This is a genomic window from Hominibacterium faecale (genome assembly GCF_020734085.1).
Lineage (GTDB): Bacteria > Bacillota > Clostridia > Peptostreptococcales > Anaerovoracaceae > Hominibacterium > Hominibacterium faecale.
In genome coordinates, this window is sequence record NZ_JAJAGH010000009.1 from 168,672 (window position 1) to 195,535 (window position 26,864).

Sequence of the window (26,864 nt, forward strand, 5' to 3'; positions counted from 1 at the left end):
TCTATGTAACTGCGTAAAGCGATTACATGCTGCCAGCCAAATCCATACACTTATATGGCTGCTTGTCTGAGTGCGGATTTATCAACTTTGTTTTCTCTGAGCCAGTTCATTCCATCCATGGATGCGCTGAATTCTACAATCAAAGTTTCAAAATGCTTTTCTTGTGAGTCTCTCAGTGCGGAAAGCTCGGAGTCTAAAGCCGCGACGTGTTCTTCCAGAGCGGTTACACGCTCTTCCAAGGTGCTCACACGTTCTTCCAAGGCAGTCACACGTTCTTCCAAGGCAGTCATTCGTTCTTCCAAGGCAGTCATTCGCTCTTCCAAGGCGGTCATTCGTTCTTCCAAGGCAGTCATTCGCTCTTCCAAGGTGCTCACACGTTCTTCCAAGGCAGTCATTCGCTCTTCCAAGGTGCTCACACGTTCTTCCAAGGCAGTCATTCGCTCTTCCAGAGCCGACATGCGAACTTCCAAGGCAGTTACCCGTTCTTCGATCCGATCCACTTTGACATGCAGACTTTGTACACTGTCCAAGGTGCGAAGCATTAAGTCCTTCAGTTCTTGAATATCTCTATCCATTTCATTCTCCTTTCCTGAAAATTTTCCGAAAATCTTCTCTTTCAGAATGTGACTTAATTATATCCAATTTGTAAAATTTTGTCAATCTTTTTCGAGATAAAAATCCCTTCCGTAAAGAATCATTTGCCTCTCTTTTACAACAAAAACCTGGCCAAGCTTTGCCAGCCTGCCAGGTTTTCGCTCATCTTTTGGTCTTTCAACCACGCTCTTGTCTTTAAAAACTATGTGTAAACACGCCTAAATCATAAGACATTGCAATTATTATTCTTCCACGTCTTTTGCAATCAGTTTCACTCTTTGTCCGGTCATCTTTTCAATCTGCTTTTCTGTCTCATGAAGCATGTGAGAAATAACATTCGAAGGATTTCCCGGATTGTCGTTTTTAAATCTGCTGACTCTTGTTGATGTCATGGTTCAACACTCCTTTCTTCCTCATCATTATGATGATAATAAAATTATCTCTTCTGACATGGTCATTATATTCGTAGTCAATTAAAATTTCAACCAAAAACAAACAACTTTTTCAACTCAGCAATCTGATTGCAGGCAAATAACAAATTTGTTCATTTTCTTACAATTTGGATAATTAATTTGTGCATTGCTACTATTTTAACAAGCATGTCAAAGGGAAGCATTACACCAATTCGAGCCTTATTTTCCCCTATCTTTTTACAAATCGTCCGCCTAAATAAGCACCACATCCCCTGCATGTTCATAGGAATACCCGCCTAGTTCATCAAGGCGGCGATGAAAATCTTCGCTTCGCAGAATCTCCAGGAACGCCTGGATATGGGGCAAATCCAAATAGCTTTGAGGAATTGCAAAATCATATTCTTCGGGGCCAATCGGTATGAAATCCAAATCCATCGCTTTTGCTGACGAAAGAATGCCCATACCTGCATCTGCCCCGTCGCTTCCTACCGCCGCCGCTACAGCCATATGGGTAGCAGCTTCCCGGTCATATCCATTGATCTGCTCGGGCTCCATTCCCAGCTGCTTTAGCTTATAATCGAACAATACCCTCGTACCTGCGCCCCTCTGCCTGTTGACATATCGACAGCCGGCTAAGTCTTCGATGCCGCCGATGTCCAGGGGATTTCCCTTTTTTACAAGAATACCCTGTGTCCTGCCAACTCCCTTGATTAGAGCCATCTTCTCATCTCCGAACACCGTTTTTATATAAGAAATGTTGTACTGACCGGATGTTTCATCCAACAGGTGTATCGGCGCCAAATGGGCCTCTTTTCTCTTCAGCGCCATCAACCCGCCCATGCTGCCCACATGGGTGCTGGAAACAAACATCCCTTTATGCCGATCAGGCATCATGTCGGCCACAACATCCAAAATCAGATCGTGGCTGCCGATGATCACCACTGTATTTTCCACTTCAGCCTTTTCCCGATACAACTCTACCTTGACCGGATCGCCAGCTTCCACGCCCTCGCTGTTCTGCTCGATCACGCAGAAACCATCGGCCCTCACCAGCGACATAGCCGCTCCCGCTCCCCTGGCCAATGGCGCTGCAACCATCTTATCTCCCACTTTTCCCACTTTGACGCGGACATATTCCTTGTGCTTGAGGCTGGAGACCAGTCGTTTGGAGATATACGCTGTCACGCTTTCACGCCGCTTTGCCGGAGTCTGTCCCATCATGGATAAAACCGGTTCAACAAAATTTTCAAATCCGATATATGCGGAAACCGGGTATCCCGGAAGTCCGATGACCGGCTTTCCCTTGACTATGGCCAGGATGACCGGTTTTCCCGGTTTGATGGCCACTCCGTGGACCAGCACCTCTCCCAGCTCCCGCAGGACATGAACGGTAAAGTCCTCCGTGCCTGCGCTGGAACCGGCGTTAACGATCACCATGTCGTATTCCCCGACCGCTTCTGCAATATGATCGCGAATCTGCTTGTAATCATCCATAATCGGCGGAAAACGATGAGCAGCGCCTCCGGCTTCCGTAACCATATTTTCAAACATACGAGAATTGGATTCGATAATATTGCCGTCCTCCGGCGTTTGTTCCGGCTCGATGATTTCCGTACCTGTAGGGAAGATGGCCACCTCCGGCTTCTTAACCACTTCGATTTCCGTAATTCCGGCAGACAACAGCACACCCACATCAATGGGACGTATCTTATGGCTGCTGGGCAAAATCATTTCCCCTGCCACAATATCTTCCCCAATTGGTCGGATATGCTGCCAGGGAGCAGCAGATGCGATGATCAATACCCCTTCTTCTGTCTCCACTAAATCTTCGGCCATAATCACCGCATCATATGGCGGATGAATGGGATCGCCCGTGTCAACCACCACATAATCTTCTTTTTCCTTTAATACAACAGGTTCAGTCTCAGCAGCATCCTTTGTCTTTTGTGAAATAACAGCGATGCCGTCCATTGCCGATGCGTTAAAAAGGGGTGAACAGTATTTGGCATAAGTCGCATGCCTGGTAACCCGATTAAGGGCTTCCGACACGGGAATAGTTTCATATTGAATATCCACGGTCCTCTGCAGCGCAGCCAAATAAAGAGCCGCCGCCTCATCCACCGGCTTTGTATCTAAATAAAGGTTTCTCTTTGCCATATTTTATCCTTTCTAAAACAGTACTACTTGTATGGTTTCTCCCGCTTTCAGTCCCTCTTTGTTCATGCCGATCAAGGTATAGCCCCATGCCCTGGATAAGGTAGTCATCAGCCCGGATTTTCCGAAAATGGGCCTGGCAATATATCCGTCGTCACCATCCACAAGTTCGACCAGCAGACAGGTTTCCTTGCCCGGCGCGCTGGCCACGTTGGTTTCCACCGAAGCCGTCGTATATGCCGGAGCCGGCTGGTGGGTTAATTGGAGATACAGCCAAACCGCCAGCAGTTCAAATACGATCATCGCCGCGGCCGGATGACCTGGAAGGCCCATTAAAATGGTCTCCGAAAGCGTATCATATCCCAGGATAGTCGGCTTACCCGGCTTCAGGGCGATGCCGTGGGTAAAGACCCCTGGATCTGCCAGCTGATCCAGGACATCGGCCGTATGGTCCTTTTCCCCCTGGGAACTGCCGCCGGAAACGACCACCATATCGCAGGTTTTCATGGCTGAGTCCACCGCTTTCTCCAGCAGATTGCGCTGATCCTGCAGCACCTGTTTGGACACGACCTCAAATCCATATTTTCTGCTCATGGCATCAAGCACGTAGGTGTTAATATCCCGCACCTGGCCCGGCATGGGCTTTTGATCCGCAGGCACCAGCTCGTCTCCTGTGGAAATAATGGCAATCTTCCAAGGCCGGTAAACCGGCACCGTATGAACGCCCGCCGAAGCAAGGACCCCGATTTCCTGAGGCCGCAGCCTTGTTCCCTTTTTTAAAAACAGAGACTCCTCTTGAATATCTTCTCCAATGCGGATCAGATTTCTCCCGGGTGAAACCGCATCGTATACAGCCATGCTCCTGGTATCAAAGGCTTCACAATATTCCACCATAACCACAGCGTCAGCGCCCTCCGGGATCATGCCGCCCGTCGGCACGTAGCTGCATTGCCCGGGCTGAACCATCCTCACGGCCGGCGTACCGATTTCAATCCGCTCGATGATTTCTAAAAAAACTGGAATGCTCTCCCCGGCTCCCTGGGTATCCGCCGCCCTGACCGCATATCCATCCACCGTAGATCTGCGGAAAGACGGGATAGGTTCAGGAGATACCAGATCCGATGCCAAAACCCGATCCATCGCTTCTTCCAGTTCCACAAATTCGATTTGCTTCTTTTTTTGCTGTGCCGCGATTAATAGTTTTTCGCGTGCTTCGCTTACTGTATCTACTGTTAATAGTTTCACTGCACTTTCCTTTCTACTTCTTTGCTTAGTTTTTAGCATATCGCTTCCACCTATGCGTTGTCAACGGGAAAATAATTTTGTATGATAGATACTATGGAAAGGATTTTTAATTATGAAGAAACAAGATTGCGTTTATATGCTGGAGTGCGCGGACGGTTCCCTCTATACCGGCTGGACCAATGATATTGAAAGCCGGCTGGCTGCTCATAACCGCGGAACCGGCGCCAAATATACAAGAGGCCGGGGTCCGGTGAAACTGGTCTATATCGAATACCTGCCCGACCGTTCAACCGCTCTGCGCCGCGAAGCGGCGATAAAAAAATTGAGCAGGGACAAAAAGCACCTGCTCATCGCCTCCCACCCTGGAAAATAAAAAAAGTGTGCATGACGGGAGCATAGCTCCCTATGCACACATGTCGGCCGCAAGGACCGACGCTTCGCAATGTACTTTCTTTGAAACTCCGTCAATATCGATGGCATCGATATTTCCTACGTTATGAAAAAGGCAATGCTTATCACATTGCCTTTTTCACGTCTTTTTTCAGTTTTTCCCAGGCGTCTGGATGTTCCACATAGTATTTGGGACAATCCTTGCCTGTAATATCGTAATGACGGATCACATCCTCTTCATCTAACCCAAACTCATCGCAAAGCCATGCGGTCAGCTTGATCAAAGCGCCGTATGTCTTACTGTTGAACTTTCCGTTTGCCTTGGGATGACAGACCTCAATGGAAATGGTATCCGGATTCCGGTCATTGGAAGCGGACGACTGTTCGTTTAAAGGCACACACTGAATCACTTCCCCCTTCAAGCCCACGACAAAATGCGCGCTGACGCTTGACTGGCTGGAATCGAAAAAGTCCCGGTTGGCTTTGGCGCTGCTCCCTGGATTGGCAACATAATGAATGACAATGTCGTTGACTCGTTTCATCGATTTTCCTGTTCTGGAGTGGCCGTCCTTCCCGATAAAATCCTGCTGCACAAAGGATGGGTAATCCAACTTAGATATGTCGATAGTCATAAAGCAGGATTTGAGCACAACGACGCTCATGAGAGCCAATATGACGAACATCAAAACCAGCAGGCGCTTTCGCCGCTCCCCCTGTTTTCCCCTCTTTGTTCTTGTCTTTTGTCTGATGGGTTTCTTCGCAGTTTTCCTTCTCGCTACTGTTGTTCTTGGCATACATTCATTCTAAAGCCCTCGACGTTTTTTGACAAGAGAAGGGCCTGAATGTTAACGCTTTTTTAAGAATTGCCGCCCATTACCCCTTATTTATAAACCTTTTCCACATAATTACTGGTTGCACCTTTCAGCATGGCGCCGTACCCCACTTTAAATTTGACCACATCGCCAATACTGTAAGATTCATCTGATTTGGTAACATCCAGGATCATATGGTCAGAGCTGGCTCCCAGAATATCGACCTTAGAATCCAGGGGTTTCATGCTGGTGATGTCGGTATCCTGCTGACCGATGGCAATAATTGCCCGCTTGATCTTGCCGCGGTCCTCATAGACAGGCTTTTTTCCAAAAGCATCGACCCCCGACTCCCCGATCGGAATCGACGGTTTTTCTTTCAGCTCAATGATCTGGGCCTCCAAAAGCAGGGCATCATCCGTCGTGCCGGAAAGCTTAGTCCCGTATGCCGTATCGTTTCCTAGGAGAAAGGCCTCCCCTAAGCGCAGATTGTTGATCCTTCCGGGAAGCTCCCCCTTTTCAATCAAGTAAATAGAACTGGAATTACCGCCTGAAACCATCTGCAGCTCAATGCTAAACGTCTTTTCAATATTCTCCGCCCATTGGCAGAGCCGGGATAAATTATCATGCTTTGGTATGATCGCGCCGTAGCAGGTCAGATTGACCGCAATTCCATAAAGCTGCAGATGGTCCATGGAAAGAACTTGAGAAACTGTATTGTAAATGGCCTCTTCAGCTTTGAAGAAAATGCCTTCCCTAAGATCGCCCAGATCGATCATCAGTACGACTTTATGCTTGACCCTCTGGCTGGCAGCCTCTTCATTGAGAAGCTTCAGTGTTTCAAGCTCAGAGTTGAAGCTGATATCCGCAAATCTGATCACTTTGTCGATTTCGCACGCCATGGGCAGCCGTAAAAGCACGGTTTGTTTGCCTGCTTTTCTTGCACGTTCAGCATACGTTTCAAGGTTCTGAATTCGGGAATCTGCAACAAAGTCCACGGCCGGATGCCGGCATATCAGTTTTACCACCTCCCGGTCCGCGCAAACGCCTTTTGTTACGATCATCAGACTGCAACGCCCTTGCTCTTTTGTAATTCTGGCCACACCTTCCAAATTATTTTTTAGTTTCTTCAAATCGATGGTTAATCTCGGATACATGGTTACTCTCCCCTATCTTAGTCTTTCTCTTTTGACGGCAGTCCCAGGCCTTCCCGGTAAGCGGCCATATCATACCCTTTTGCTTCACATTCTTTGATGTGTTTGATCAATGCTTCCCGCTTGGAATCCTGCGCTGCCTGATCTCTTTCCAATTCCTCTAAAACAGCCGCACCGGACCTGGTTTTTGCCAAGGAAGTATCCATTCCCCCAAAACCAGCTTTGGCTTTCGGAAACGAAATCCCCAAACTTCTTTCAAGCAGCCTTTTTGCTCCTTCTTTATGTTTTTTTGAAAGGACTCCCAAGGAAGCCATAATATAGTCCCGGTCCACCAGGACTTCTGCGTGCTGTGTTGGAAATAAACGCATTCCAGTCTCATCATGAAAGGCGATTTTCTTCATAATCGCTTCTTTGTGAGGCAGCCTGGTTAGGGCGCCTCCAGTACCGACAATATACTTGACTTGGGTTAAGTCCTTGCCTTCGGCCACACTAGTCCTGCCGGAAGGGCCGTAGATATATCGAATCTGCCCCGCATGCCGCTCTACTGCTTTCATCACTGCCTCTTCTGCCAGAATTTCCACCAGCTTGCTCTCATCCTCATTCTTAGGAATCGCCCGGTAGCTTTCCAGAGTTTGCTCCGGATCAATCCCTGCTTTCACGCATGTTTCCCGGAATTTTTCTTCACCCATGGATTCGATTACCTTCATGCGGTTGATATAGACGCCCAGATCCCCTTCCACGGTCCGCTTTGCCTTAGGCTCAGGCGAAGTCATAATGCGGGCCACCTGATCGGACTCAGCGGCAACCGAATGAAGGTCGGTGGTCGCTCCACCCACATCTAAAACCACCAGATCGCCCAGATATTCATAGAGAAGTTTCGTGCATTCCATCACTGCCCCGGGGGTAGGGACGATCGGCCCGTTTATCATGTCCCGTACATGCTCCATACCGGGAGCACGGGTGATGTGTTCCTCAAAGGCATCCTGAATCACCTTTCTGCACGGCTCCACATTCAGGTCGTCGATCTTGGGATAAACATTTTCCACATTGTACAGCTTTTGGCCGCTATCCTTATCAAAAATCAGCTTCATCTCTTCTTGATTTTCACAGTTTCCTGCATAAATCACCGGCGTTTTCAGTCCCAGGCTGCGAATCATTTCTGCATTCTCAATGGCCGTATCCCGTTCCCCATAGTCAACACCCCCGGCGATGAGGATCAAATTGGGATCGATGGCTTTAATCTTAGCAAGATCTGTCCGCCGCAATTTTCCCGCAGTCACATAATGGATGATGCCTCCTGCGCCCAAGGCAGCTTCTTTGGCGGCTCTTGCGGTCATGTCGTATACCAATCCGTGCACCGTCATTTTCAAGCCGCCCGCTGCCGAAGAAGTCGCCAGCATTTCATCGTATTCTAATGAATCGATCTTCTTTTTTCTGCAAAGATCGGCGATGGCGCCCTCAAGTCCAATCCGAACATCGCCGTCCAGCACCGATGTGGGAGCCTGCCCCTGGGCCCAGAAAACCGGCTCCTCTGAGTCAATATCCTTAAATGCGTTTACTACTGTTGTCGTAGAGCCGATTTCGGCTACCAGCACATCAACCTTCATACTCCATGTTCTTCCTTTCTTCCCGGGAGGCCGCATGAAGCGGCCTAAAGCTCGCCTCTCCGCCTCATGGCTTCTTCTGCAAGGAAAGTTGCCACATCGATGCCGTGTGAATCTCTTCCGAAACCTTCGTCAATACCGGTATTTCTCGCTTCCTCAGGGACGACCTGTGTGCCGCCTGCGGCGATGATTACCTTATCCCGGATTCCCTTTTCAATAGCCAGCTCGTTGATTCGTTTCATATTTTTATAATGGACGTTATCGTGGGAGATGATGGTCGAGGCCAAAATCGCATCCGCATTGAGTTCCACTGCCGCATCCACCAGCTTTTCCACTGGAACCGAAGTTCCCAGGTATTCCACCTTGATGCCCCACTTTTCGATGCCGCCGTGTTTGATGTTGATGATCTCCCGCAGACCGACCGAATGTTCGTCCTCGCCTACTGTACCGCAGACAACCTTCATCGGATGGTCGCTGAACTCTTTGTACAGCACCTCGTCGCTCAAGTGATGAGGCTCCGGCGGAATTTCTAGATGATTGGGATCCACGTCAAAGGTGACTTTACCCTTCATTTCAATTCTAGTACCTTCCGCATCCTGAAGGACTTCCTTGCTGATAACCTCCGGATCCTCCAGCCCCAGCTTTTTGCCGATTTCCAGGGCTGCCGCTTCTGCCGCCCGCATGTGGGTTGGAAGGCACATGGTAAGCATAATCGTGCCATCGGCGCACCACTCCATTTCTGGTTTGATGGCTTCGCCGTCCAGGTATTTCTTTACCTTTTCCAATCTCACATCCACACAGTCTTCCTCATCCAGCTCGTCGATATAGACGATCTTCTCCCGGTCCTCGAAGGTACATCCTCCGATGAGGGCCGCCGGATCGGCGGGATCGCCGCCGTACTGCTCAACATTATTGTACCCAAAATGGGCCGTTACCGGCGCCATATAATCATCTTCCCGTTCAAAGATATATCCATAGCCTACACCGCCTTCAATCTGCCTTGCGATACCATCGCCGTTTCTCGCCGGGTACTCGGCAGAATCCACGAAAAAGCCTTCCTGCACTGCCTGGAAATATCCGCCGGCTTGGACAATCTCTTCCATAAAGAGGCATGCCCGTTCTTTAATTTCTCTTGCCTTTTCTCTCAGATAGCCGTCCTCTTTCAGCTCGACCATTTCCATCAAACCGTCCAGGCCCACCAGGGTCTGTTTGGCATTGTCGCAGGCTTCGATGTTGTAAATATGCCATGGTACATTTCTGCCTTCGTCCGGGGTGATGGTGGACTGAATATCTGCCCTTGTCAGCTTGGAAATCAGCATGTTCAGCACATGAGTTACCGTAGCTTCCCTTGCGGAGGAGCAGATATATTTGGTATTCTGCTGGGCCCGCATTTTGTATCTGTCGCAAATATCCCGCAGGGCCACTGCATAGGGCAAATCCATGTATACGCTTGGCGCAGGCGTTGCCGTCGGCGGGACGGTCGATAAACTGATATTCTCAGGCTTTATGCCAACCTTCTCTGAGAAAAGGGCGTTGATGGCATGCTGGACGATCAGTTCCGGCATCACCTTCCATGCTTCTCTCGCTGTAGCGTTGGCGTTGTGAGCCCCGTCAATCTGCAGGATATCAGCCCATGCCAGGATTTTTTTTGATTCACAAGCATCGACGAAGGAACGCACGCAGTTGATATCCCGATACAGCACATTGTATTGTGGGTCCTGATGGGCTCCGTTGATGCCTTCTTCCGCGAACATGACCGCCACATCCGGGCCCGCCACGCCGGAAACATAGGAATGATAGTTGATGGGCCGGCCCACCTCATCTTCGATGATATCGAGGGCTTTTCTCTGAGCCCGCACCTGTTTTCTGGTGATCGGAACGCCGCCGATGCCCTGGGGCGTGCCTTCCATCAAGCCGTCTATATGGGACTGCCCCATATGGCGGATAACCATAATATGATCGGCTCCGTGCCACGCGGCCATCCGCATTCTGCGGATATCATCCTCAAATCTTCCGGAAGCGATTTCCGTTGTGATCACCGCATCCGGCTGGGGATCGATGTTTCCAAAATATTTTGCCGGCGGTAGGCCTACCCCGTTTTCCAAAGGCTCCGAGCAATCATGGTACTCAAAGGGACCCATTTTTAAATTGTCAACGTGCTTTCTCCAGGTCCAGCCTCTTCTTCTGGGTTCATATTTATCCAGGTCTTTAAGGATGTTACGCACATCCAGCTTTTCATTGGCTTCCAATTTGAAATCCGTCATTTTTATTTGCCTCCCTTCGTAAACAGGGACACTGCTTCATCCCAGCCTTCACCCCTGGCCAGCATCTCGCCGGCTTCTCTTATGGAAATATCTTTCTTTTTGGCCATTTTATAAACCACGTGGCCGGCGCCATGTCCCATGAGGCCTCTGTCCATACAGCCTTCTACGATTTTCTGCGTATCCAGGGAGGAAATGCCCATTCTCAGGAGAACGGCCCGCTCTACTGAAGGGGTGGTGTTTTTTTTGCCCAGCTCCAGGAGGGGGTCAACCACCTGAGCCGTTAACTGCCAGAACCGGTCGTATAACTCCTGGTCGCTGAGACCTGCGATATGCTTTCTGCGTTCCGCGAAATCATCTTCTCTTCTCATCCTTATCATCCTTTCTGTCCCCGGCCTTTCATCAGCCCGGCCGGTATGCTGGTTTCCATCATCTTGTTTAAAGGGAAGCTTTTATCTCTTCTACCGCTTTTTTCACCCAGTCCACATCTTTTTTCGTTTCTTCCGCAAGGTATTGGTAATCTTCTTCAGTGGGATCCATGGTATATTTTTTCAAGTTGGCTTTAATCAAAGATTTTTTCTGGCGGTCCAAATCCATGTCAGTGGCTTTGATCAGGGTCGGATGCTCCGGAATGATGACGCTCTTTCCCGGCACCTCATCCTTGGGGTCGCCAAAACGGACTTCTATCCCGTTTTCTCTTGCAAAGGATAGCTGTGGCTGGACATGCTTTCCAGCTCCCGTATATTCTGTCTCCTGGACAACGATCATCTGATCCTGGTCCATTTCCTGCGCCAGGGCAAAGGCCGCCGCCAGAGAAGTGTTTCCTGCCGGCCCTTTTTCCAATCCCTCTAAGGTAGCCAGACATTCGGTAATATAGAAGACGTCGCCTTGTGTGATGGTCACGTACCGATCCATGTAGCGCAGCGGTCTGGCCGCGGATCTTGGTACGTCGGAATGGTCCGGATCCACAGCGTAAGGTACGCCGAATCCAGTGTGGCCGGTGGTACAGGACTTGAGATTAAAGGCTTTATCCGATGCCATATGCAGGCCGGAAAGATCGATGGATGCTCCAATCACTTTGGTATCCTTGGCCCCGGCTTTCATCAGCCCTCTGGCCGTTCCGGTCAGGTTGCCGCCGCCGGCGTTGGTGCAGACCACCACGTCCGGATCTTTCCCGTACTTTTCTCGAAATTGCATGGAAATCTCATAACCCAGTGTCTCCACGCCTGCGATTCCAAAGGGCGTATATAAGGATGCGTTAAAGTATCCGGTTTCTTCCAGCAAAAGGATGAACTTATAAAAGAGCTCCGGTCCTACGGTCAGCTGAACCACTTCGGCTCCCAAAGCTTCGCATTTTCTCGCCTTTTCGATGATCTCCGGCTGTCCAACGCCCTTGGAGTCATAGCATTCCTGAACAATGATGCATTTCAATCCCGCAATGGCGGCCTGGGAGGCGACTGCTGCTCCGTAATTTCCCGATGTGGCTGCGATCACGCCCTTGTAGCCCAGCTTTTTCGCGTGAAAGACGGCGTTGGCCGCTCTTCTGGCTTTAAAGCTTCCCGATGGGTTGGCGGCTTCATCCTTGACGAAGATGCGGGCGCCTTTTCCTTCCGGCGCGCAGGCCCTTGCCAATGCGGTCAGATTTCTCAGTTCCAGGATCGGTGTGTTGCCCACATTTACGCTGTACTGGATTTTCTGCATTTCTTCCAGGGTATAACCGGTCTCACGCATCATTTTTTCGTAGTCAAAGGCCATGGACCCTGATTCAAACTGGGAATAGTCAATGCCGATGGCATCTTTCATCACTTCCTGTTTTCTGCTCATTACGCTGTCATAATCCTGAGGTAAGTTTGCCATTATTGTTCACCTCCAAATATGATTTCTCTCACTTGTTTATCAATTTTGAGCAGTTCAGGCACGCAGGTTCCGAAATCATGTTCATAATACGGGTTCACTTCAATCAGCGTGCCGGTCTCATGCCTGCCGTTGACGGATTCGATCTCAACCTCATCTCCGATCTGTGCATCTGCCAGCAGATAGCCTTTTGTCCACATCTCCAGGGGAACCTTCTTTGTATCCTCAGGAAGCTTTCCTGTCCTCTGCTCCGCTTTTAAAATCACCTTATGGATTCGCACCCATTCACCTTTTTTAACCATTGTCTCCTCCTAAAAAATACGGTTAGATGGCAGGACACCCTCTGCTGCAAGCTGAGCGTGTCCTGTCATTTTTGTATACGTATGAATCAACTATTTTACAATTTTTGCTTCTTCATAGATCATGTCTCTCATATCCCCCATGATGACCCTTGGAACCGGCAGGTCGATCATGGTATGAAGGCCCGGTCTTGCATTGATGATATGGGGAATCATATTGACGCACATGGCGATGGTTCCGATTCCTCCCGGTACCTCCGGCGAATTGACCATGTTGATGTTGGGCGTGCCCTTGATGATCACATAGTCTCCGGTCTGAACGCCCACCTGCTCCGGCTCGATCTGCTGTGGATGATCCATTTCGATCTTCAGCTCGCCGTCTACGTAACCCTGACCTTTCATGGCGCATCCGGCGACGTTGCCGGCCTTGGCGAAGCCGTAAGGAGATTTCCGGTCTACATCGGTCATAATTGGATCCATGGACTGGGTAACCTTTTCCACATCCCAGCCGATGGCGTCTGCGATCATGTGTATGGATTCGTGGAAACCAACGTGGCCTGATAATTTACCGGTCTTGACTCCATCCACGAATTCTTCCCTGGTAATGCCGATTCCCTGCTCTTCCATGACAGCCGGACCAAAAGGTGAAAGGCTGTTGACTCTCCTGGAAACAATATGTTCCACTTCTTCACAGCAGCCGGTCATAGTCACAACCAGCAGGTCCATGATCAATCCCGGATTGATGCCGGTACCCACGATGGAAACGCCGTTTTCCTTGGCGATGCGATCCAGCTCCGCTGCTTCCTGCGGGGATTGGGCTTTTGGATATGCCATCTCTTCCGCAGAAGATACCACGTTGATCTTTCTTTCGAGGACAAATCTCAGCCGGTCAAAAGCGGTTTTAACAAAAGAGTCCGTGCAGCAGAGAACCACATCCGCCGCTCCTTCTTTGATCACATCTTCCGGAGCACCGATTAACACATCTGGCCGGTCACCACGTTCTGTCTGAATGTAATCATACATGGACTTGCCGATCTTGGCGCCTCTTCCGGCAACGCCGACGATATCAACGCCCTTTTTCTTGAGAAGCAGATCCGCCATACCGCCGCCCATAGCGCCAAGACCCCAAATAATTACTTTTACATTTTTCATTTCCATATTCTCCTTTTCATCTTAATATCGCTTCGCTATTACGCTTTTACTTTTATCTTGATTCTGCTAATATATAAAGCAATCTCCATGCCAAATCCGCATAATTTGATGAGGACATTGTAAGCACTGAAAATTCAGCTTTGAATGTTTTTATATAATTTTGAATATTTTATCTATAGCTTGTCATGCGCCCGTTTTTTTTGCACTTTATAGCCCATTTTTTTGCACTTCGTTCATTTTTTAATGCCTGTTTTGATCGAATGGCGCATGAATAGCAGTTCCTTCTTACTTATTCCTTATCTTAGTATGCGATTCCTTTTGACATTTTATGAATTTCGTGGAAATAAAAAAGACCGGATAGAAATCACGCTGATTCCCGTCCGGTCCAATTTGTGTCTACAGACTCTCTATAATTGATATTTTTTTAATTTATGCTGCAAGGTCTGTCTTTTTATTCCCAACTGCTTGGCTGCCTTGGAGATGTTGCCTTCGCAGTTTGCAAGGCTGGTTCGAATGACGGCGCTTTCTATCCTGCCAAGATATTGATCCAAGCTTTCTTGCTCTCCATCAAAGTCGGTATCAGCAGAAACTTCGCGATATGCTTCTTGAATTTGAACTTGTTTTTCAGTCAGCACATGCTCCTGATCTGCCAGCGATACTGCCGACATAATCATGTTTTCCAGTTCCCGAATATTGCCGGGATAACTATAGTTTCGCAGCTTTTCCAATGCTCCGTCGGACACCATCCATACTTCTTTTCTATACCGTTTATTATGTTTTTCTAAAAAGCTGTCCACTAAAATCGGCAGATCGTCCAGACGCTCCCGCAGAGGAGGAATGGTAAGGTTGACTACATTGAGTCGGTAGTATAAATCCTTTCGCAAAGCCCCGCTTCTAATCAAGGATTCCGGAGATTCGTTGACCGTGGCGATGATGCGCACATCGATAGGAATGTCTTTCTTGCCGCCTACCCGCCGGATGTAATCTTCTTGCAGCACCCGCAGCAGTTTGCTCTGCAGCTCATAAGGCATGGCACTGATTTCATCCAGCAGCAGAGTGCCGCCGCTTGCTTGTTCAAATAGTCCGGCCCTGTCCACAGCACCTGTAAAGCCGCCTCGTTCCGTACCGAATAGAATCCCTTCCAAAAGGCTTTCCGGGAGCGCAGCGCAGTTCTGTGCCAGGAACGGTTTATCACTTCTTTCACTGGCAAAATGGATGCTCTGGGCAAACAGTTCTTTCCCGGTTCCGGTTTCTCCATAAATAAAAACTGACGCATCGGTTTTGGCTGCTTTTTGTGCACGTTCTACTACTTCTTTAAACGCTCTGTTCTCGCCGATCAAATTTTTAAAACTGTAGCGCTTGATTTTAGGCCTTTGGGGTTCTTTGGGGTTGATACTTTCCTTTTGAAGCTTGAGAATGGTGTCGCTCATGCTTTTAATTTCAGTAATATCTTTGCCGATTTCAATCGCTGCGATCACCTGCCCGTCGACTTCCACCGGAATGGTTGAGTTGACGGCCGTGATTTCTTTTCCGTATTTATTGCGATAGGTTTGATGCTGATTGATAGTTGCCTTATTTTCATTCAAAGCCCGATAAAGGGAGCTTTCTTCGGGCGGAATATGGGAGAACGCTTCTTGGAACGGCTTGCCCAAAACGTCTTCCCGATTGGTCTTTTCCAAACTTGCCATAGCCTCATTATATATGATGCTCTTGCCTTTTGCGTCCACCACATGGACGCCTTCATCTACGATCGCGGTCAGATCATGAAGGATTTTCCGGTAGTCCTTTGCTTTCATGTCTCCACCTCCTGGTCCCTTTTAATTCGATATTCTCCGTATCCCGATAGTTAGAATAGTATAGCACAAAAAAAACCAGGGTGCAAATTAATTTGCACCCTTAGCACTTTACTATATGACAGGTTGTTCGGGCAGGGGAATGTTTTTTCCCCCTACCGGTTTTCCATGATAGGTTTTCCAGAACCGCCAGAAACACATAAGCAAGCGAATCTCAGCCACCAGCACCACGATACCGCAGATCATCCCTATTATAAAGAAAACCATTGCTACTGTCTCCAAAGCTGCAATACTGCCTAAAGCAATCACGAAAAACAGCAGACCGCCTATAGAGGCCCAAATATACATGGTCCAGATGCTGCGGCACTTCTGCGCCAGATACTGCTCCCCCTCCATAAGGGCGATGTCACGGCAGCCATAAAGCAATTGATAAACGCATATGAAGCTAATGATCAATATCGCCAAAAAGAAGAGAACCATTGCTGCCAGGCTGATCAAGCCGACAACAAAGGAAGCATCTCCCAGGCTCTCATTTTCATCGGGCCAGTAAGCATTCACCAAGAAAAGGAAAAGTGCTGCCAACGCTGCTGCAGAAAGCAGGATCGTAATCAAAGTAAACGTTTTCGCCTTGCGAAACCGCTCATTGATGCGGCTGCACTTAAAAACACCCACAATGGTTATCACCCATCCGACCAGTTCCAGAGGCAGAACCAAAAAGGCAGCGGATTCGTCGACCGCAGAAATGAGCGAATCGACGACTGATAACACCATTGTCACAATCGATCCAATTACAATCAGTCTTAGTCCCCGCAAATCGTAATACACACACATGCGCACACCTCCTCAGTCAATGGGTCTATATATACACTACGTCCACATTCTGTGAATTGGTTGCATAGACAATGGTGGCATAACAGAGATCAAATTCGACCACGTCTCCCACTTTATAGTCGTGTTTGCAGTTCTGCACGTCGAGAATGGTATGATCGCTGGATGCTCCCAATATTTTAATTTCTTCATCGCGTGGCAGCAGCATATCGGCAAACGCAAAATCCACTTTGCCCAGGCCAATGATCGCCCGTTTATGTACACCCTGGTCTTCAAAGGCTGGATGGTTCCCAAAGGCATCGAACTCGATCTGCCCCACCGGATAGCTGGGCTTTTCTTTCACTTCGATAACTTCCGCCTGCAAGGTGAACACATCCTGGTGCATATCGCTCATGTCAAAGCCCCAGAGGTCCTGCAGATCCTTTGCCAGAATAATGGCTTCGCCGATGCGCAGCTGATTGATTCTGCGCGGCATATTCCCTTCCAGAACCCTTGGATAAGAAGTAGTCGATCCTCCGGAAACAAATTCCAGTTCCCTTCCGATCTTCTCTTCAATCATTTCTACGCACTCGACCAGCTCGTTGAGTTTTTCCGGCGTGGCCGCAATCGCTCCATAACAGCCCAAATTGGTTCCAATTCCGGCCAGCTCCAGATTGTAGAGCTCGTTTTCGACCCGAAGCGCCGCCTGCAGCAGCTCTTCTTTATCCCAGTAGCCTTCCCGCAAATCGCCCAGGTCTACCATCAGGATAACCTTATGACGCCGGTCCTGCAACCCGGCCTGATGGTTCAGCGCTTCCAACACCTTCATTTCACTGTTCAGGCTGACCTCTGCCAGACGAACCACATCGGCCGCCTCGCTGAGCATGGGGATCCGTATCATCATAAAATCCGACTGGACTCCGAAATTTCTTGCTTCTTCAATCTGCTCCAGCCTCGAGGTAGCAATGTAGCGGCAGCCGGCCAGTGCAAACTGGTTAGCGCATTCAGGAAGGCCTGTACAGCCTTTGATGACGCCTGCCACTTCAATTCCCTGGTCTTGGCATTTAATGAGAACATGGTCAATATTATGTCTCAGTTTCTTCAAGTCTACAACTAATTTCGGGTATTTGTTTTTGTTCATTTTCACCTTTCCTCTCTGTTCGAATCTGCATAGCGGACAATCTTTTTGGCCGTATTTTTCGCAAAATCCTCTTTACGAATGATGATCTTCTTAATTTTCTTGAAAAATGGCGTCATCTCATTAATCTTGTCAACTTCCTGCCAGAGCAGTTTCTGAGCCTCCTCCAGCGAGTATTCCTTTCCCACCTTTTCCTTCAGTTCCTCTTCATCCAATTTGACGGAAGCAACAATCGTCGTGTCTTCCCCGTCATCACTGTCCTGCCCAAAAACAAAGGATTCTTCAATGAAGGGAACATTGCTCAAATAGTATTCCAGCTCTTCCGGATAAACGTTTTTGCCGTTTTTGGTAATAATCACATTCTTTTTACGGCCTGTGATGTAAGCATAGCCGTCCTCATCGATATAGCCCAGATCTCCGGTATGGAACCAGCCGTCTCTGATCACTGAAGCCGTTGCCTCCGGCATATTGTAATAACCGAGCATGATGTTGGGTCCTTTGATGCACAGCTCACCGATTCCCTCTTCATTGGGCGAATCGATCCGCATGGAGCATCCGGGGAAAGGAACGCCAATGGATGTGGCTTTGGGCGCAGTATCGGGGTTGAGGGCGCCCAGAGGCGCGCATTCCGTAAGGCCGTAACCCTGCAGCGCCTGAATGCCGAAGTCCTGGATCCCCTCCAGGATTTCGGGGTTAATGGCAGCACCGCCGCAGATCATGATCCGCATTCTTCCGCCGAATACAGCACGGATCTCTTTCAGGAAAAGATTCCCCAGATCCAAACCAATTTTTTTGGTTTTACGGTTGAGCTTCAAAACCTTTTTCAACATCTTTTCCTTACCCTGCTTGCGGACATTTTTCCAAATTTTTTTGTACATACTTTCGAAAATCAGCGGCACACCCAAGAACATGGTCGGTTTTACTTCAGCAAGATTTTTGGTAATATATTTCAGTCCTTCACAGTAAGCGATGGCCGCGCCCTTGTAAATGGGCATCAAAAATCCGCAGGTGCATTCGTAGGTGTGATGGATCGGTAAAACGGAAAAAAAGATATCCCAATCGTTTACCTTTAAAACCGTCGGAGAAACCATCAGGTTGGACGCCAGGTTCCAGTGGGAAAGCATAACGCCTTTGGATACGCCGGTAGTTCCCGATGTAAAGAGAATAACACTTAATTCATCCTTGTTGATCTGGGCATCCAAGAATCGCCGGTCGCCTTCTGCGATCAGCCTGATCCCTTCCTTGACTAAAGGTCTCCACGCCTGCACCTGGCCTTGATCCTGATCAGCATCCATGTTGATCAGACTCTTGAGTACCGTGCCGCCGCTGTTTTTCATATCTTCAAAAGTTTTCTGAAAGCGCCCTGAAAAAATAACGCAGCTTACCTCTGCCTGAATGATCAGTTGTTTCAGCTCCAGGGGATTGAGCTCTTTGTCCAAGGGCACGACAATACCGGTACCGCACAAAGCAGCCAGATAAGAAATCGCCCATTGACAGCAATTGTCGCCGATTACGCCAATTCGTTTTCCCTTCAGGCCGGTATCAATCAGCGCCGTCCCCAAGCCATTAACCATATCCAGCATTTCCGTATAGGAAACAGTCTTATACGGACCGCCCTTTTCCATCTTTTGATAAAAAGCAGTATGATCACCATACAGCTGGGCGCTGGTTTCAATCATGTGCTTGATATCCATGATTGGGCGGCTTTCTTTGTATTTTACTGCTGGGCTGGTGCTGGCTTTAATCTGAGCTACGATTTCCTCAGCCGCTTGCAGGTCGGCACCTTTTAAAGCGCGGTATTCTTCTTTACTGAGCATCTATTAATCCTCCTGTGGATCGTCATTTTGCAGCTGACTATGGCGTTTGATCTTGCGAGTGGTGGTTTTTTCAAATTCTTCGTCTCTGATCCGGAATCGTTTCACCCGTTTGTAGAGAGGCATTTCTTCGTTGGTTTCATCGATAACTGCCTTCATAAAGTCTTTCAGGCCTTCTTCACTCATTTCTCCCAACTCCTCGTTGATTGCTGCGTAATCCGGATAAATATCCGCGCGTACGATCGTGTCGCCGGTTCGCTTGTCAATTGTTCCATAGACCATAACTTCTTCTATATATTTGTTTTTCAACAAATAGTATTCCACTTCTTCCGGGAAAATGTTCTTTCCATTTTTGGTGACGATTACATTTTTCTTCCTGCCGCAGACATAAAGGAATCCCTCTTCGTCAAAGCGGCCGTAATCTCCTGTATAGAGCCATCCGTCCCGGAGAACCTGCTCGGTCGCCTCCGGGTCATTATAATACCCGATCATAACCGAAGGTCCTCTGCATATAATTTCGCCTATGCCGTCTCGATCTGGGTCGATAATTTTCACTTCTGTTCCCGGCATTGGTTTTCCTACAGAATCGGCTTTGCTGTAACGGTCCCGGTTTACTGCAATAATGGGCGCGTTTTCCGTCATTCCATAACCTTGAATCATTGGAATTCCCATAGCCTCATAGTCGCGGATTACTTCTGGATTGATGGCCGCCCCTCCGGCAATGAACAGGCTCATATGATTGCCTGTGCTTTGATGAAGTTGGCCAAAAATTTTGCGGATCAGTTTTTGGTTGTTATATAATTTTGTCTTCCGTGACAAACGGACCATATTTCTCATGGTTTCGGCCTTGCCCGAACCTTCTGCCTGTTTCCAAATCTTTTTGTGCATAGTCTCAAAAATCAGCGGTACCCCCAGCATTACGGTGGCCTCTGATTCTTTCATATTTTTTTGTATATGCTTAAGCCCTTCGCAGATAGCAATGCACATGCCTTGATACATCCCAGTAAAGATATGGCACGTCATCTCATAGGAATGGTGCATGGGCAGGACCGATAATCCCATTCCCGGGCTTTCAATCTTTACATATTTCGACATGTTATAAACATTGGCGGAAATATTTTTATGGGAAAGCATGACGCCTTTGGCAAGGCCGGTAGTTCCGGAAGTAAACAGCAGTGAACACATGGCTTCCCGGTCGATGGGAGCATCGATAAAACGTTTGTCCCCCTGGTCGATCAAAGCCTGCCCTTCTTCGATTAAGCGGTCGAAGGAAAGAATGCTGTCCTCATGCTCCTCTGTGGACATGCAGATCCGGTATTGTACGCCTTCTACCTGGGAAAGTGCGATTTCTACCGTGTCCTCCAGCTTTTTTGAATAGATAATGGCGCTGACTCCCGCCCGCTCCAACAGATGGATGATTTCCTTCGGCGGAAGTTCCCGATCTAAGGGAACGACTACTCCGGTTCCGTTGACCGTACCCAAATATGAAACCACCCATTTATAGCTGTTTTCACCAATAACAGCTATCTTGGCCCCTTTAAGTCCCAGATCAATCAGCCTAGTTCCCAAGGCATCCACATCCTTTTTTACCTGAGAATAAAAGATGGGGCGATATTCCCCTCCAGGTACATCTTTCACAAGATAGGCTTTCTCCTCGGCAAAGATCTCTGCGCTTGTATTTAGCATATCTTTTAGATCGTTTATGTATCTGAATTGATAAAATGTATCTTTGTATTTTCTACTATTCAAATGGATAAAACCCCTTTCCCGGTTTCCCGTATAATTACAAAACGCCTGATAGTTTATTGTATCATTTTACGGAGCCCAGTGCAATTGGCAAAGAAAAAAGCTGTCTCTGCTTTTGAGAGACAGCTTCGGTTCGATCACTTTGTCTTACATGCTATGTTATGCTAAGCGAACATTGGCAGCTCTTGTCTTGCCCCGCTTAACGTCATCTTCAATGTCAAAAGTAACCTTCTGGCCTTCCTTGAGTGTCTTGAATCCGTCAGCGATAATGGCTGAGAAATGCACGAAGAGGTCTTCGCCGCCATCATCATTTGTGATAAATCCAAATCCCTTGTCATCATTAAACCATTTTACTGTACCTGTATACATTCTCCGGTACCTCCTGTTTCTTAATTATACTTCATAGATCCAAGTATAAAAAAATGCGGTTTAAAAGTATCCCAGGCAGGAACTTTTAAAAACCACATTGCTTATAACCGTTCTCCATTCAATACAAGCTTAGTATAGCATGTAGTTGTCAGATTTGTCAAACAAAATTCGCTCAATTTCCGTTCTTTCTGATGAGTTTTTGGGCGTGCTCCCGATGGGTTTTGCCGAAACAACTGGGGCCGCTGCGCAGAGGCGGCAGCTGGCCGGTATTTTTTTGAGGGGTTTTGGGGATCATCGGCGCGAAAAGGGCAGGTTGCCGGTGCTCTGGGGTTTACTAGTACGAAAGTGGTGGGCTGGCAGTGCCCTGGTGTGGTTTACCATAATCAAAACGAGCCATTTTGACCGAAATTAGTGTAAATTTTGTGGGCTGCAGAGGACAGAAATAGTACAAATCAGAAGCAACGTTGGTTTTGGCAAAATTCACCCCTCGAAAACGGTGAAAAATTGCACTAATTTTGATCAAAGCTGCAAAATTAGTGCAATCCTAGACGATAGGCGGTCACACGAAGCAACGGAATCGCTTTTTTTCATGCAACAGCCCCTGTTGTGTTTTATTGTTCTGGTTGAAACGCTTTCAATCAGTCAGTGGAAAGTGCTTATTTCCAGGACAGAGAGTACCATCCTGATGACGTTTTGGTTCCTCTGTACACTTTAATGTAGTATGTACCCTTAGGCAGCTTTCCATAAGACTTCAGTGTCAGTTTATTGTTGTAATAGTTGTAGTTGTATGCGCTGCTTACTTTCTTTCCCTTCTTATTGTAGACAACAACCTTCAGCTTATTGTTGGTAGCGCCCTTCATCGTCAGAGTTACTTTTTTCTTTCCGCCCAGCTTAAATTTATACCAATCAGCCTGGCTGCTTCCAGCAATAATCGTGCCCTTTTTGGTCTTTTTCTTTTTGATGGTCACGGCCTTAGACTTCTTTTTCCCGGATTTTTCGGTGATTTTTTTGTTGGTTACTTGTAATTGGTAGCCTCCATCATAATTGCTGCCAGCCGCAACTTTTATATAGTAGGTGCTGCCTTTTTTTACTCCATATGTAGGAACATATCCCGCATATGTATAATTAGACAATGCCTTTTTCTTGCTATTACATAGTGCGATCTTATCGTACCCTTCGCTGCTCCCCACCTTTAAATAACCTGTTTGGGTTGCTTTGAATTTAAAATAGTTTGTCTGGGCATCTTTTTGACCTACCGCAATCGTTGATCCATTTTTAACAGTACGGTCAATACCTGAGATGAAACCAGCTGACATGTTCAATGTTACCGCAACTGTGGGTTGGGAAGCATAGTCGTTCGAATACGCTCCAATATAATATGTCCCCGCTGCAGGGATTTTAATAGCAATTCCATCGGCTGCACCCGCTCTTACAATGCTGCTACCACCTGCAATTTGATTTGTCAGCGCAGGGTCTTGGAAAAGACCAAAATATGCTGTCCCAGTACTTTCAGGATAATTGTACGCCGCTAAAATAAGAGTTCCTTTAGATGGCAAATAAATCGATTGCTGGAATCCATACTTATAACTGCCAAGGGAATCTGCCGGAGCGCTATAGTCAATTCTCGCCACTGGAGCCGTTTCATATCCAGTTACCAGGGTTGCTACAGTAAGATTTCCTATTGCCTTTGTTTTTGCCGATTTCGATGTTGCTTTAGTTTGGTCACTCTGTGCTTTAATCTGTTTTTCAAGGTCAAACCCTTTTTCCAACTGTGAAAATTGTTTCTTCCCTTGTGAAGCCTTTATCGCGCCGCTTGCCTCGCTGCCGCCCGTATCTGCGAACGCTACGCCGGCTGAAGTAAATACCAATGTGGCGATCAAAAGCGCCGACAGCAATTTGCTCATTCCTTTTTTCATATTGCTCTCCTTTTTGAATACTGTTGGTTCAATTCATATTTAGTTATCATTATACCTGATTTTCACAGATTTTCCACTATTTTTTCACACATTGATCATGTTTTTTTATCAGAACAAATCCTTTAAATCCAAAGGTTACAGCCATGCATGTCCCACATGAAACCTCTGTATGTTTTAAGCAAAATATGCATATTCATTCACATTTGTAGTTCCCATTTACTAAAGCCGCAATCTTGGATCCATAAAAAATAAAAACAAAATAATTGTCCTTTTTAGCGAATTAGGATTAATAAAGCTTGCTGTTTAACGGAAATGCGAGGCATTGATGGCAAAACGGACAGCGCAGTGATCGAAACTACGCAAAGAAAAACGACCCTGCCGAAACCTGCAGATCAACTGCACGTTCCGATCGGGCCGTTCCTATACTGCAATTGTTAACGTGGGTACAAAGGGCGAATCACGATTTCGAAGGAAACTTTTTTATTTCAACAAAACCTCTTCAATTATTTTTGCCGCGTCCTCAATACAGCCGTCGCAGCTGCGCAGCACATTGCCTCCATTTATCCCCTTTAACTCAGCGCAGATCACCGTCTTATTCTTTTCTTCAAATTTCTTAGTCATTTCTTTCATCATCTTATAGCACTGCTTCTTTGTAGCAGGCTTGCTCAGGTTTCCATCGCTCAGTTTCATTCCTGTGAGGGCGGCCATAGCACTGACGGCCCCGCAGGTTCCCATTGTTCCCATTCCAAAGCCAAAGGCCTCTGTCATCTTAAATGCCTCCGCCTTATCCACACCCATCAGATCACAATAAGCACATGCCACCGCCTGCGCACAATTGTAACCACTCTTATGATTTTCTACTGCCTTTGCAACTCTTTCAGTCATTTGTCATCCTCCTTTTTTCTCTTCCGTTTCAAAAAACATCCCCTTTTTCGGCCAAAATCAGCGGCTGTCCCCGGGGTCAGGTTTCCTTTTTTTATCCCTTATTAGCCAGACAAAAAAGCCGGCTGTGTAAGTAAGTGCTCCCAAGGCGCCGGAAACAATATCACCCATGGTGTTAAGATTGTTTCCCTGCATATTTGTATGGATCAACTGGTCTGCCGAAAACTCGTAAATCTCCCAAATTGCCGCACATGCGCAGGAAAAGAACAACGCAAACAAGATTTGAACCAGCAGCAAACGCTTTTCGTGGTAACGCTTTAAGATGTATTGCATGATCAGACGGCCGCCTTCTGCAGCCAGTAGGCCGCTGAGATAGTGAACAAACCGATCATACCCGTCAATGCTGCGATAAAAGTCCAAGACTGAGCCAAAAGCTGCAGCCAGCAGGTCGAAACACAATGCCAAAACAAAGAAATGCTGGGGAGCTTTGTAAAGTACGGCAGCTATCAGAATAGACGAAACGTATGCGCCGATCATATTGATCACAGGCGGATCAATTCCTGTCGTCCGTGCGATTATCACACATATAGTAATCAAAAACCATAGTCCAATTACGCTATAAATTCGCTGCTTCATTTAGTTGCCTACCGTTTCTTCGTTGGTCGTATACATATTATAGAGCCTGCTGTACAGCCTTCCCTTGCTCATCAGCTCATCATGGCTGCCCTGCTCCTGAATGCCGTCTTCCGTCAGCACCAAAATCGTCGAGGCATTGCGGATCGTCGTTAATCGATGAGCGATGGTCAGGGTTGTTCTGCCCTTTGCCAGCTTTTCCAGGGATTGCTGAATAATCCGTTCACTTTCGTTATCCAGAGCTGAAGTGGCTTCATCCAAAATTAGAATTGGCGGATTTTTTAGGAATACCCGCGCAATGCTGATCCTCTGCTTCTGTCCGCCTGAAAGCTTGACGCCACGTTCGCCGACAAAAGTTTCATAACCGTCTGTCAGCTGGGAAATAAATTCATGAGCGCCTGCCAGCTTGGCGGCCTGGACGATTTCTTCCTTGGAAGCTCCCGGCTTTCCATATTCAATATTATCATAAACCGTTCCCGAGAACAAATAAACTTCCTGCTGTACCATTCCGATCTTGGATCGAAGGGAATGGGTTGTCACACTGCGAATGTCTATGCCATCGATCAAAATCCGCCCTTCTGTCACATCATAAAAACGAGGAATCAGATTGCATAAGGTGGTTTTGCCTGCGCCCGAAGGGCCTACCAAAGCCACGTTTTCTCCGGCTTTGATGGTCAGATCGATCTGGGTGAGAACGTTCTCATCGCTGTCTGCATAATGGAAGCTGGCATGGTCAAAAGTGATTTCGCCTTTCACCGCCTGCAAATTTTTCGCATCCGGAGAATCCTGAATTTCCACTTCTTCATCCATAACTTCAATGAATCGCTCGATCCCGGTCATACCCCGCTGGAACTGTTCCGTAAATTCAACGATTCTGCGCACTGAGGCCAGCAGCATCACCACATACAGGAGATAAGCCATCAGATCCGGAGGCGTAATAATGCCCTGCATCATAAATAAGGAACCGGCCACAACGACGGTGATATACATGATTCCGTCAAAGAGCCTGGTGGTGCTCTGAAAGCCGGCCATGTAGCGGTAAGCTTCCTTTTTCACATTGAGAAAGCCCTCGTTTCCTTCTTTGAATTTTTCCCCTTCAATGTCCTCATTGGCAAAGGATTTTACAACCCGCACGCCCAGCAGGCTGTCTTCCACCTGTGCGTTAATTTCGCCCAGCTGATTTCTGGATTTCTTGAACGCGGTCCGCATCTTATTATTGAATTTCATGGCAAAAAAGATCATCACCGGGATAATTGCAAAGATGATCAAAGTAAGCCATACATTCACGGAACACAGAATGCAGAAAGAAACTACGATTTTTAGAGCCGCAATATAATATTCTTCCGGGCAGTGGTGGGCGAACTCGGTCACGTCAAAAAGATCGCTGGTAATCCTGGCCATCAGCTGTCCCACTTTTGTATTGCTGTAGAAAGAATAGGACAATTCCTGGAGATGATCGAACAGGTCCCTGCGCATGTCCGTCTCGATTTTGGCTCCCATCACATGGCCGATGTTGGCCATGTAGTAATTGGCGATTAAATCGATGACACGCAGGCCCAGATAAATGGCCCCCACCGTCAGAATCAAACGCACTGTAAGACTTTCCACATCGTTCATGCCCATATCCGTCAGATAGCGGACGATCATCGGCAGAACCAGATCGCAGATTGTCGTCAGCGTCGCGCAGAAGAGATCCAGAATCAGTACCCATTTGTATTTTTTAAAATATGGAAGAAACCTCTTAATGAGATAAGAGGTTTTCTTCGTATTGATGTTATTTTCCTTCATCATTCAAATCCTTAATCGTTCTTTTTTCCTTGCTCCCCAGTTGAAGAGC

The 26,864-nt window shown here is 47.5% G+C and carries 23 protein-coding genes; 1 reads left to right on the forward strand and 22 read right to left on the reverse strand.

The genetic code is table 11. The features are described from left to right. Positions 1-50: 50 nt before the first annotated feature. From LG211_RS13900 to LG211_RS13915, 4 genes are all read right to left on the reverse strand, one after another. Positions 51-575 carry a hypothetical protein gene (locus LG211_RS13900; RefSeq protein ID WP_269477817.1) on the reverse strand — a complete coding sequence of 175 codons (525 nt, stop codon included), beginning with the start codon at positions 573-575 and terminating at the stop codon, positions 51-53. A 261-nt stretch (positions 576-836) separates the two neighbouring features. After that, complete coding sequence (locus LG211_RS13905; protein WP_253020961.1) at positions 837-986, reverse strand: hypothetical protein; 150 nt, start codon at positions 984-986, stop codon at positions 837-839. A 273-nt stretch (positions 987-1,259) separates the two neighbouring features. Then, positions 1,260-3,164 carry a molybdopterin biosynthesis protein gene (locus LG211_RS13910; protein ID WP_253020960.1) on the reverse strand — a complete coding sequence of 635 codons (1,905 nt, stop codon included), beginning with the start codon at positions 3,162-3,164 and terminating at the stop codon, positions 1,260-1,262. Between the two features lie 12 nt (positions 3,165-3,176). Continuing rightward, positions 3,177-4,406, reverse strand: a complete 1,230-nt coding sequence (locus tag LG211_RS13915; RefSeq protein ID WP_148397589.1) for a molybdenum cofactor synthesis domain-containing protein — start codon at positions 4,404-4,406, stop codon at positions 3,177-3,179. Between the two features lie 112 nt (positions 4,407-4,518). Here LG211_RS13915 and LG211_RS13920 point away from each other — a divergent pair, with 112 nt between their 5' ends. Then, entirely contained in the window at positions 4,519-4,779 is a 261-nt protein-coding gene (locus tag LG211_RS13920) for a GIY-YIG nuclease family protein (RefSeq protein WP_227755419.1), read from the forward strand. 142 nt (positions 4,780-4,921) lie between these two features. On the opposite strand, the gene LG211_RS13925 is transcribed toward LG211_RS13920, so the two are convergent. From LG211_RS13925 to LG211_RS14010, 18 genes are all read right to left on the reverse strand, one after another. Beyond that, on the reverse strand, positions 4,922-5,590 hold the full coding sequence (locus LG211_RS13925; protein WP_269477818.1) for a peptidoglycan recognition protein family protein: 669 nt from the start codon (positions 5,588-5,590) through the stop codon (positions 4,922-4,924). A gap of 86 nt (positions 5,591-5,676) precedes the next feature. Next, complete coding sequence (gene orr, locus LG211_RS13930) at positions 5,677-6,762, reverse strand: ornithine racemase Orr (protein WP_269477819.1); 1,086 nt, start codon at positions 6,760-6,762, stop codon at positions 5,677-5,679. Positions 6,763-6,779: 17 nt separating this feature from the next. Then, positions 6,780-8,366 carry a GlmL-related ornithine degradation protein gene (locus LG211_RS13935; RefSeq protein ID WP_269477820.1) on the reverse strand — a complete coding sequence of 529 codons (1,587 nt, stop codon included), beginning with the start codon at positions 8,364-8,366 and terminating at the stop codon, positions 6,780-6,782. Positions 8,367-8,410: 44 nt separating this feature from the next. Further along, a complete protein-coding gene (oraE, locus tag LG211_RS13940; RefSeq protein WP_148397593.1) occupies positions 8,411-10,627 on the reverse strand; it encodes a D-ornithine 4,5-aminomutase subunit OraE in 2,217 nt (738 codons plus the stop codon). Positions 10,628-10,629: 2 nt separating this feature from the next. Continuing rightward, entirely contained in the window at positions 10,630-10,995 is a 366-nt protein-coding gene (locus tag LG211_RS13945; RefSeq protein ID WP_227755423.1) for an ornithine aminomutase subunit alpha, read from the reverse strand. Positions 10,996-11,062: 67 nt separating this feature from the next. Further along, entirely contained in the window at positions 11,063-12,481 is a 1,419-nt protein-coding gene (gene ortB, locus LG211_RS13950; protein WP_227755424.1) for a 2-amino-4-oxopentanoate thiolase subunit OrtB, read from the reverse strand. After that, on the reverse strand, positions 12,481-12,780 hold the full coding sequence (gene ortA, locus LG211_RS13955) for a 2-amino-4-oxopentanoate thiolase subunit OrtA (protein ID WP_227755425.1): 300 nt from the start codon (positions 12,778-12,780) through the stop codon (positions 12,481-12,483). Before ortA ends, ortB begins: the two co-directional genes overlap by 1 nt. A 90-nt stretch (positions 12,781-12,870) precedes the next feature. Then, positions 12,871-13,929 carry a 2,4-diaminopentanoate dehydrogenase gene (gene ord / locus LG211_RS13960; RefSeq protein ID WP_269477821.1) on the reverse strand — a complete coding sequence of 353 codons (1,059 nt, stop codon included), beginning with the start codon at positions 13,927-13,929 and terminating at the stop codon, positions 12,871-12,873. 407 nt (positions 13,930-14,336) lie between these two features. Next, positions 14,337-15,725 carry a sigma-54 interaction domain-containing protein gene (locus tag LG211_RS13965; RefSeq protein ID WP_148397598.1) on the reverse strand — a complete coding sequence of 463 codons (1,389 nt, stop codon included), beginning with the start codon at positions 15,723-15,725 and terminating at the stop codon, positions 14,337-14,339. A gap of 111 nt (positions 15,726-15,836) precedes the next feature. Beyond that, complete coding sequence (locus LG211_RS13970) at positions 15,837-16,553, reverse strand: hypothetical protein (RefSeq protein ID WP_269477822.1); 717 nt, start codon at positions 16,551-16,553, stop codon at positions 15,837-15,839. A gap of 25 nt (positions 16,554-16,578) precedes the next feature. Continuing rightward, the gene (locus tag LG211_RS13975; RefSeq protein ID WP_148397600.1) at positions 16,579-17,670 is read right to left on the reverse strand and encodes an alanine/ornithine racemase family PLP-dependent enzyme; all 1,092 of its coding nucleotides are present in this window, start codon (positions 17,668-17,670) and stop codon (positions 16,579-16,581) included. Between the two features lie 2 nt (positions 17,671-17,672). After that, positions 17,673-19,484: an AMP-dependent synthetase/ligase gene (locus tag LG211_RS13980; protein WP_269477823.1), complete on the reverse strand. Its 1,812-nt coding sequence runs from the start codon at positions 19,482-19,484 to the stop codon at positions 17,673-17,675. Between the two features lie 3 nt (positions 19,485-19,487). Further along, positions 19,488-21,119, reverse strand: coding sequence for an AMP-dependent synthetase/ligase (locus tag LG211_RS13985; RefSeq protein ID WP_269477824.1), 1,632 nt, complete (start codon positions 21,117-21,119; stop codon positions 19,488-19,490). 267 nt (positions 21,120-21,386) lie between these two features. Continuing rightward, positions 21,387-21,596, reverse strand: a complete 210-nt coding sequence (locus tag LG211_RS13990; protein WP_148397603.1) for a cold-shock protein — start codon at positions 21,594-21,596, stop codon at positions 21,387-21,389. A gap of 656 nt (positions 21,597-22,252) precedes the next feature. Further along, entirely contained in the window at positions 22,253-23,512 is a 1,260-nt protein-coding gene (locus LG211_RS13995; RefSeq protein ID WP_227755429.1) for a pre-peptidase C-terminal domain-containing protein, read from the reverse strand. Positions 23,513-23,992: 480 nt separating this feature from the next. Continuing rightward, positions 23,993-24,397, reverse strand: a complete 405-nt coding sequence (locus LG211_RS14000; protein WP_227755430.1) for a C-GCAxxG-C-C family protein — start codon at positions 24,395-24,397, stop codon at positions 23,993-23,995. Positions 24,398-24,454: 57 nt separating this feature from the next. After that, positions 24,455-25,030: a DUF2238 domain-containing protein gene (locus LG211_RS14005; RefSeq protein ID WP_227755431.1), complete on the reverse strand. Its 576-nt coding sequence runs from the start codon at positions 25,028-25,030 to the stop codon at positions 24,455-24,457. After that, positions 25,031-26,815, reverse strand: coding sequence for an ABC transporter ATP-binding protein (locus LG211_RS14010; RefSeq protein WP_269477863.1), 1,785 nt, complete (start codon positions 26,813-26,815; stop codon positions 25,031-25,033). Between the last annotated feature and the right edge of the window lie 49 nt (positions 26,816-26,864).

Coding starts and splice junctions, on each gene's coding strand:
- oraE (WP_148397593.1), bottom strand. CDS start 10,627: ATGACGGATTTCAAATTGGAAGCCAATGAAAAGCTGGATGTGCGTAAC.
- LG211_RS13925 (WP_269477818.1), bottom strand. CDS start 5,590: ATGCCAAGAACAACAGTAGCGAGAAGGAAAACTGCGAAGAAACCCATC.
- LG211_RS13980 (WP_269477823.1), bottom strand. CDS start 19,484: ATGCTCAGTAAAGAAGAATACCGCGCTTTAAAAGGTGCCGACCTGCAA.
- LG211_RS13935 (WP_269477820.1), bottom strand. CDS start 8,366: ATGAAGGTTGATGTGCTGGTAGCCGAAATCGGCTCTACGACAACAGTA.
- ortB (WP_227755424.1), bottom strand. CDS start 12,481: ATGGCAAACTTACCTCAGGATTATGACAGCGTAATGAGCAGAAAACAG.
- LG211_RS13920 (WP_227755419.1), top strand. CDS start 4,519: ATGAAGAAACAAGATTGCGTTTATATGCTGGAGTGCGCGGACGGTTCC.
- LG211_RS13905 (WP_253020961.1), bottom strand. CDS start 986: ATGACATCAACAAGAGTCAGCAGATTTAAAAACGACAATCCGGGAAAT.
- LG211_RS13995 (WP_227755429.1), bottom strand. CDS start 23,512: ATGAAAAAAGGAATGAGCAAATTGCTGTCGGCGCTTTTGATCGCCACA.
- LG211_RS14010 (WP_269477863.1), bottom strand. CDS start 26,815: ATGAAGGAAAATAACATCAATACGAAGAAAACCTCTTATCTCATTAAG.
- LG211_RS14005 (WP_227755431.1), bottom strand. CDS start 25,030: ATGAAGCAGCGAATTTATAGCGTAATTGGACTATGGTTTTTGATTACT.
- LG211_RS13970 (WP_269477822.1), bottom strand. CDS start 16,553: ATGTGTGTGTATTACGATTTGCGGGGACTAAGACTGATTGTAATTGGA.
- LG211_RS13990 (WP_148397603.1), bottom strand. CDS start 21,596: ATGTATACAGGTACAGTAAAATGGTTTAATGATGACAAGGGATTTGGA.
- ortA (WP_227755425.1), bottom strand. CDS start 12,780: ATGGTTAAAAAAGGTGAATGGGTGCGAATCCATAAGGTGATTTTAAAA.
- LG211_RS14000 (WP_227755430.1), bottom strand. CDS start 24,397: ATGACTGAAAGAGTTGCAAAGGCAGTAGAAAATCATAAGAGTGGTTAC.
- ord (WP_269477821.1), bottom strand. CDS start 13,929: ATGAAAAATGTAAAAGTAATTATTTGGGGTCTTGGCGCTATGGGCGGC.
- LG211_RS13910 (WP_253020960.1), bottom strand. CDS start 3,164: ATGGCAAAGAGAAACCTTTATTTAGATACAAAGCCGGTGGATGAGGCG.
- LG211_RS13945 (WP_227755423.1), bottom strand. CDS start 10,995: ATGAGAAGAGAAGATGATTTCGCGGAACGCAGAAAGCATATCGCAGGT.
- LG211_RS13965 (WP_148397598.1), bottom strand. CDS start 15,725: ATGAAAGCAAAGGACTACCGGAAAATCCTTCATGATCTGACCGCGATC.
- LG211_RS13975 (WP_148397600.1), bottom strand. CDS start 17,670: ATGAACAAAAACAAATACCCGAAATTAGTTGTAGACTTGAAGAAACTG.
- LG211_RS13900 (WP_269477817.1), bottom strand. CDS start 575: ATGGATAGAGATATTCAAGAACTGAAGGACTTAATGCTTCGCACCTTG.
- orr (WP_269477819.1), bottom strand. CDS start 6,762: ATGTATCCGAGATTAACCATCGATTTGAAGAAACTAAAAAATAATTTG.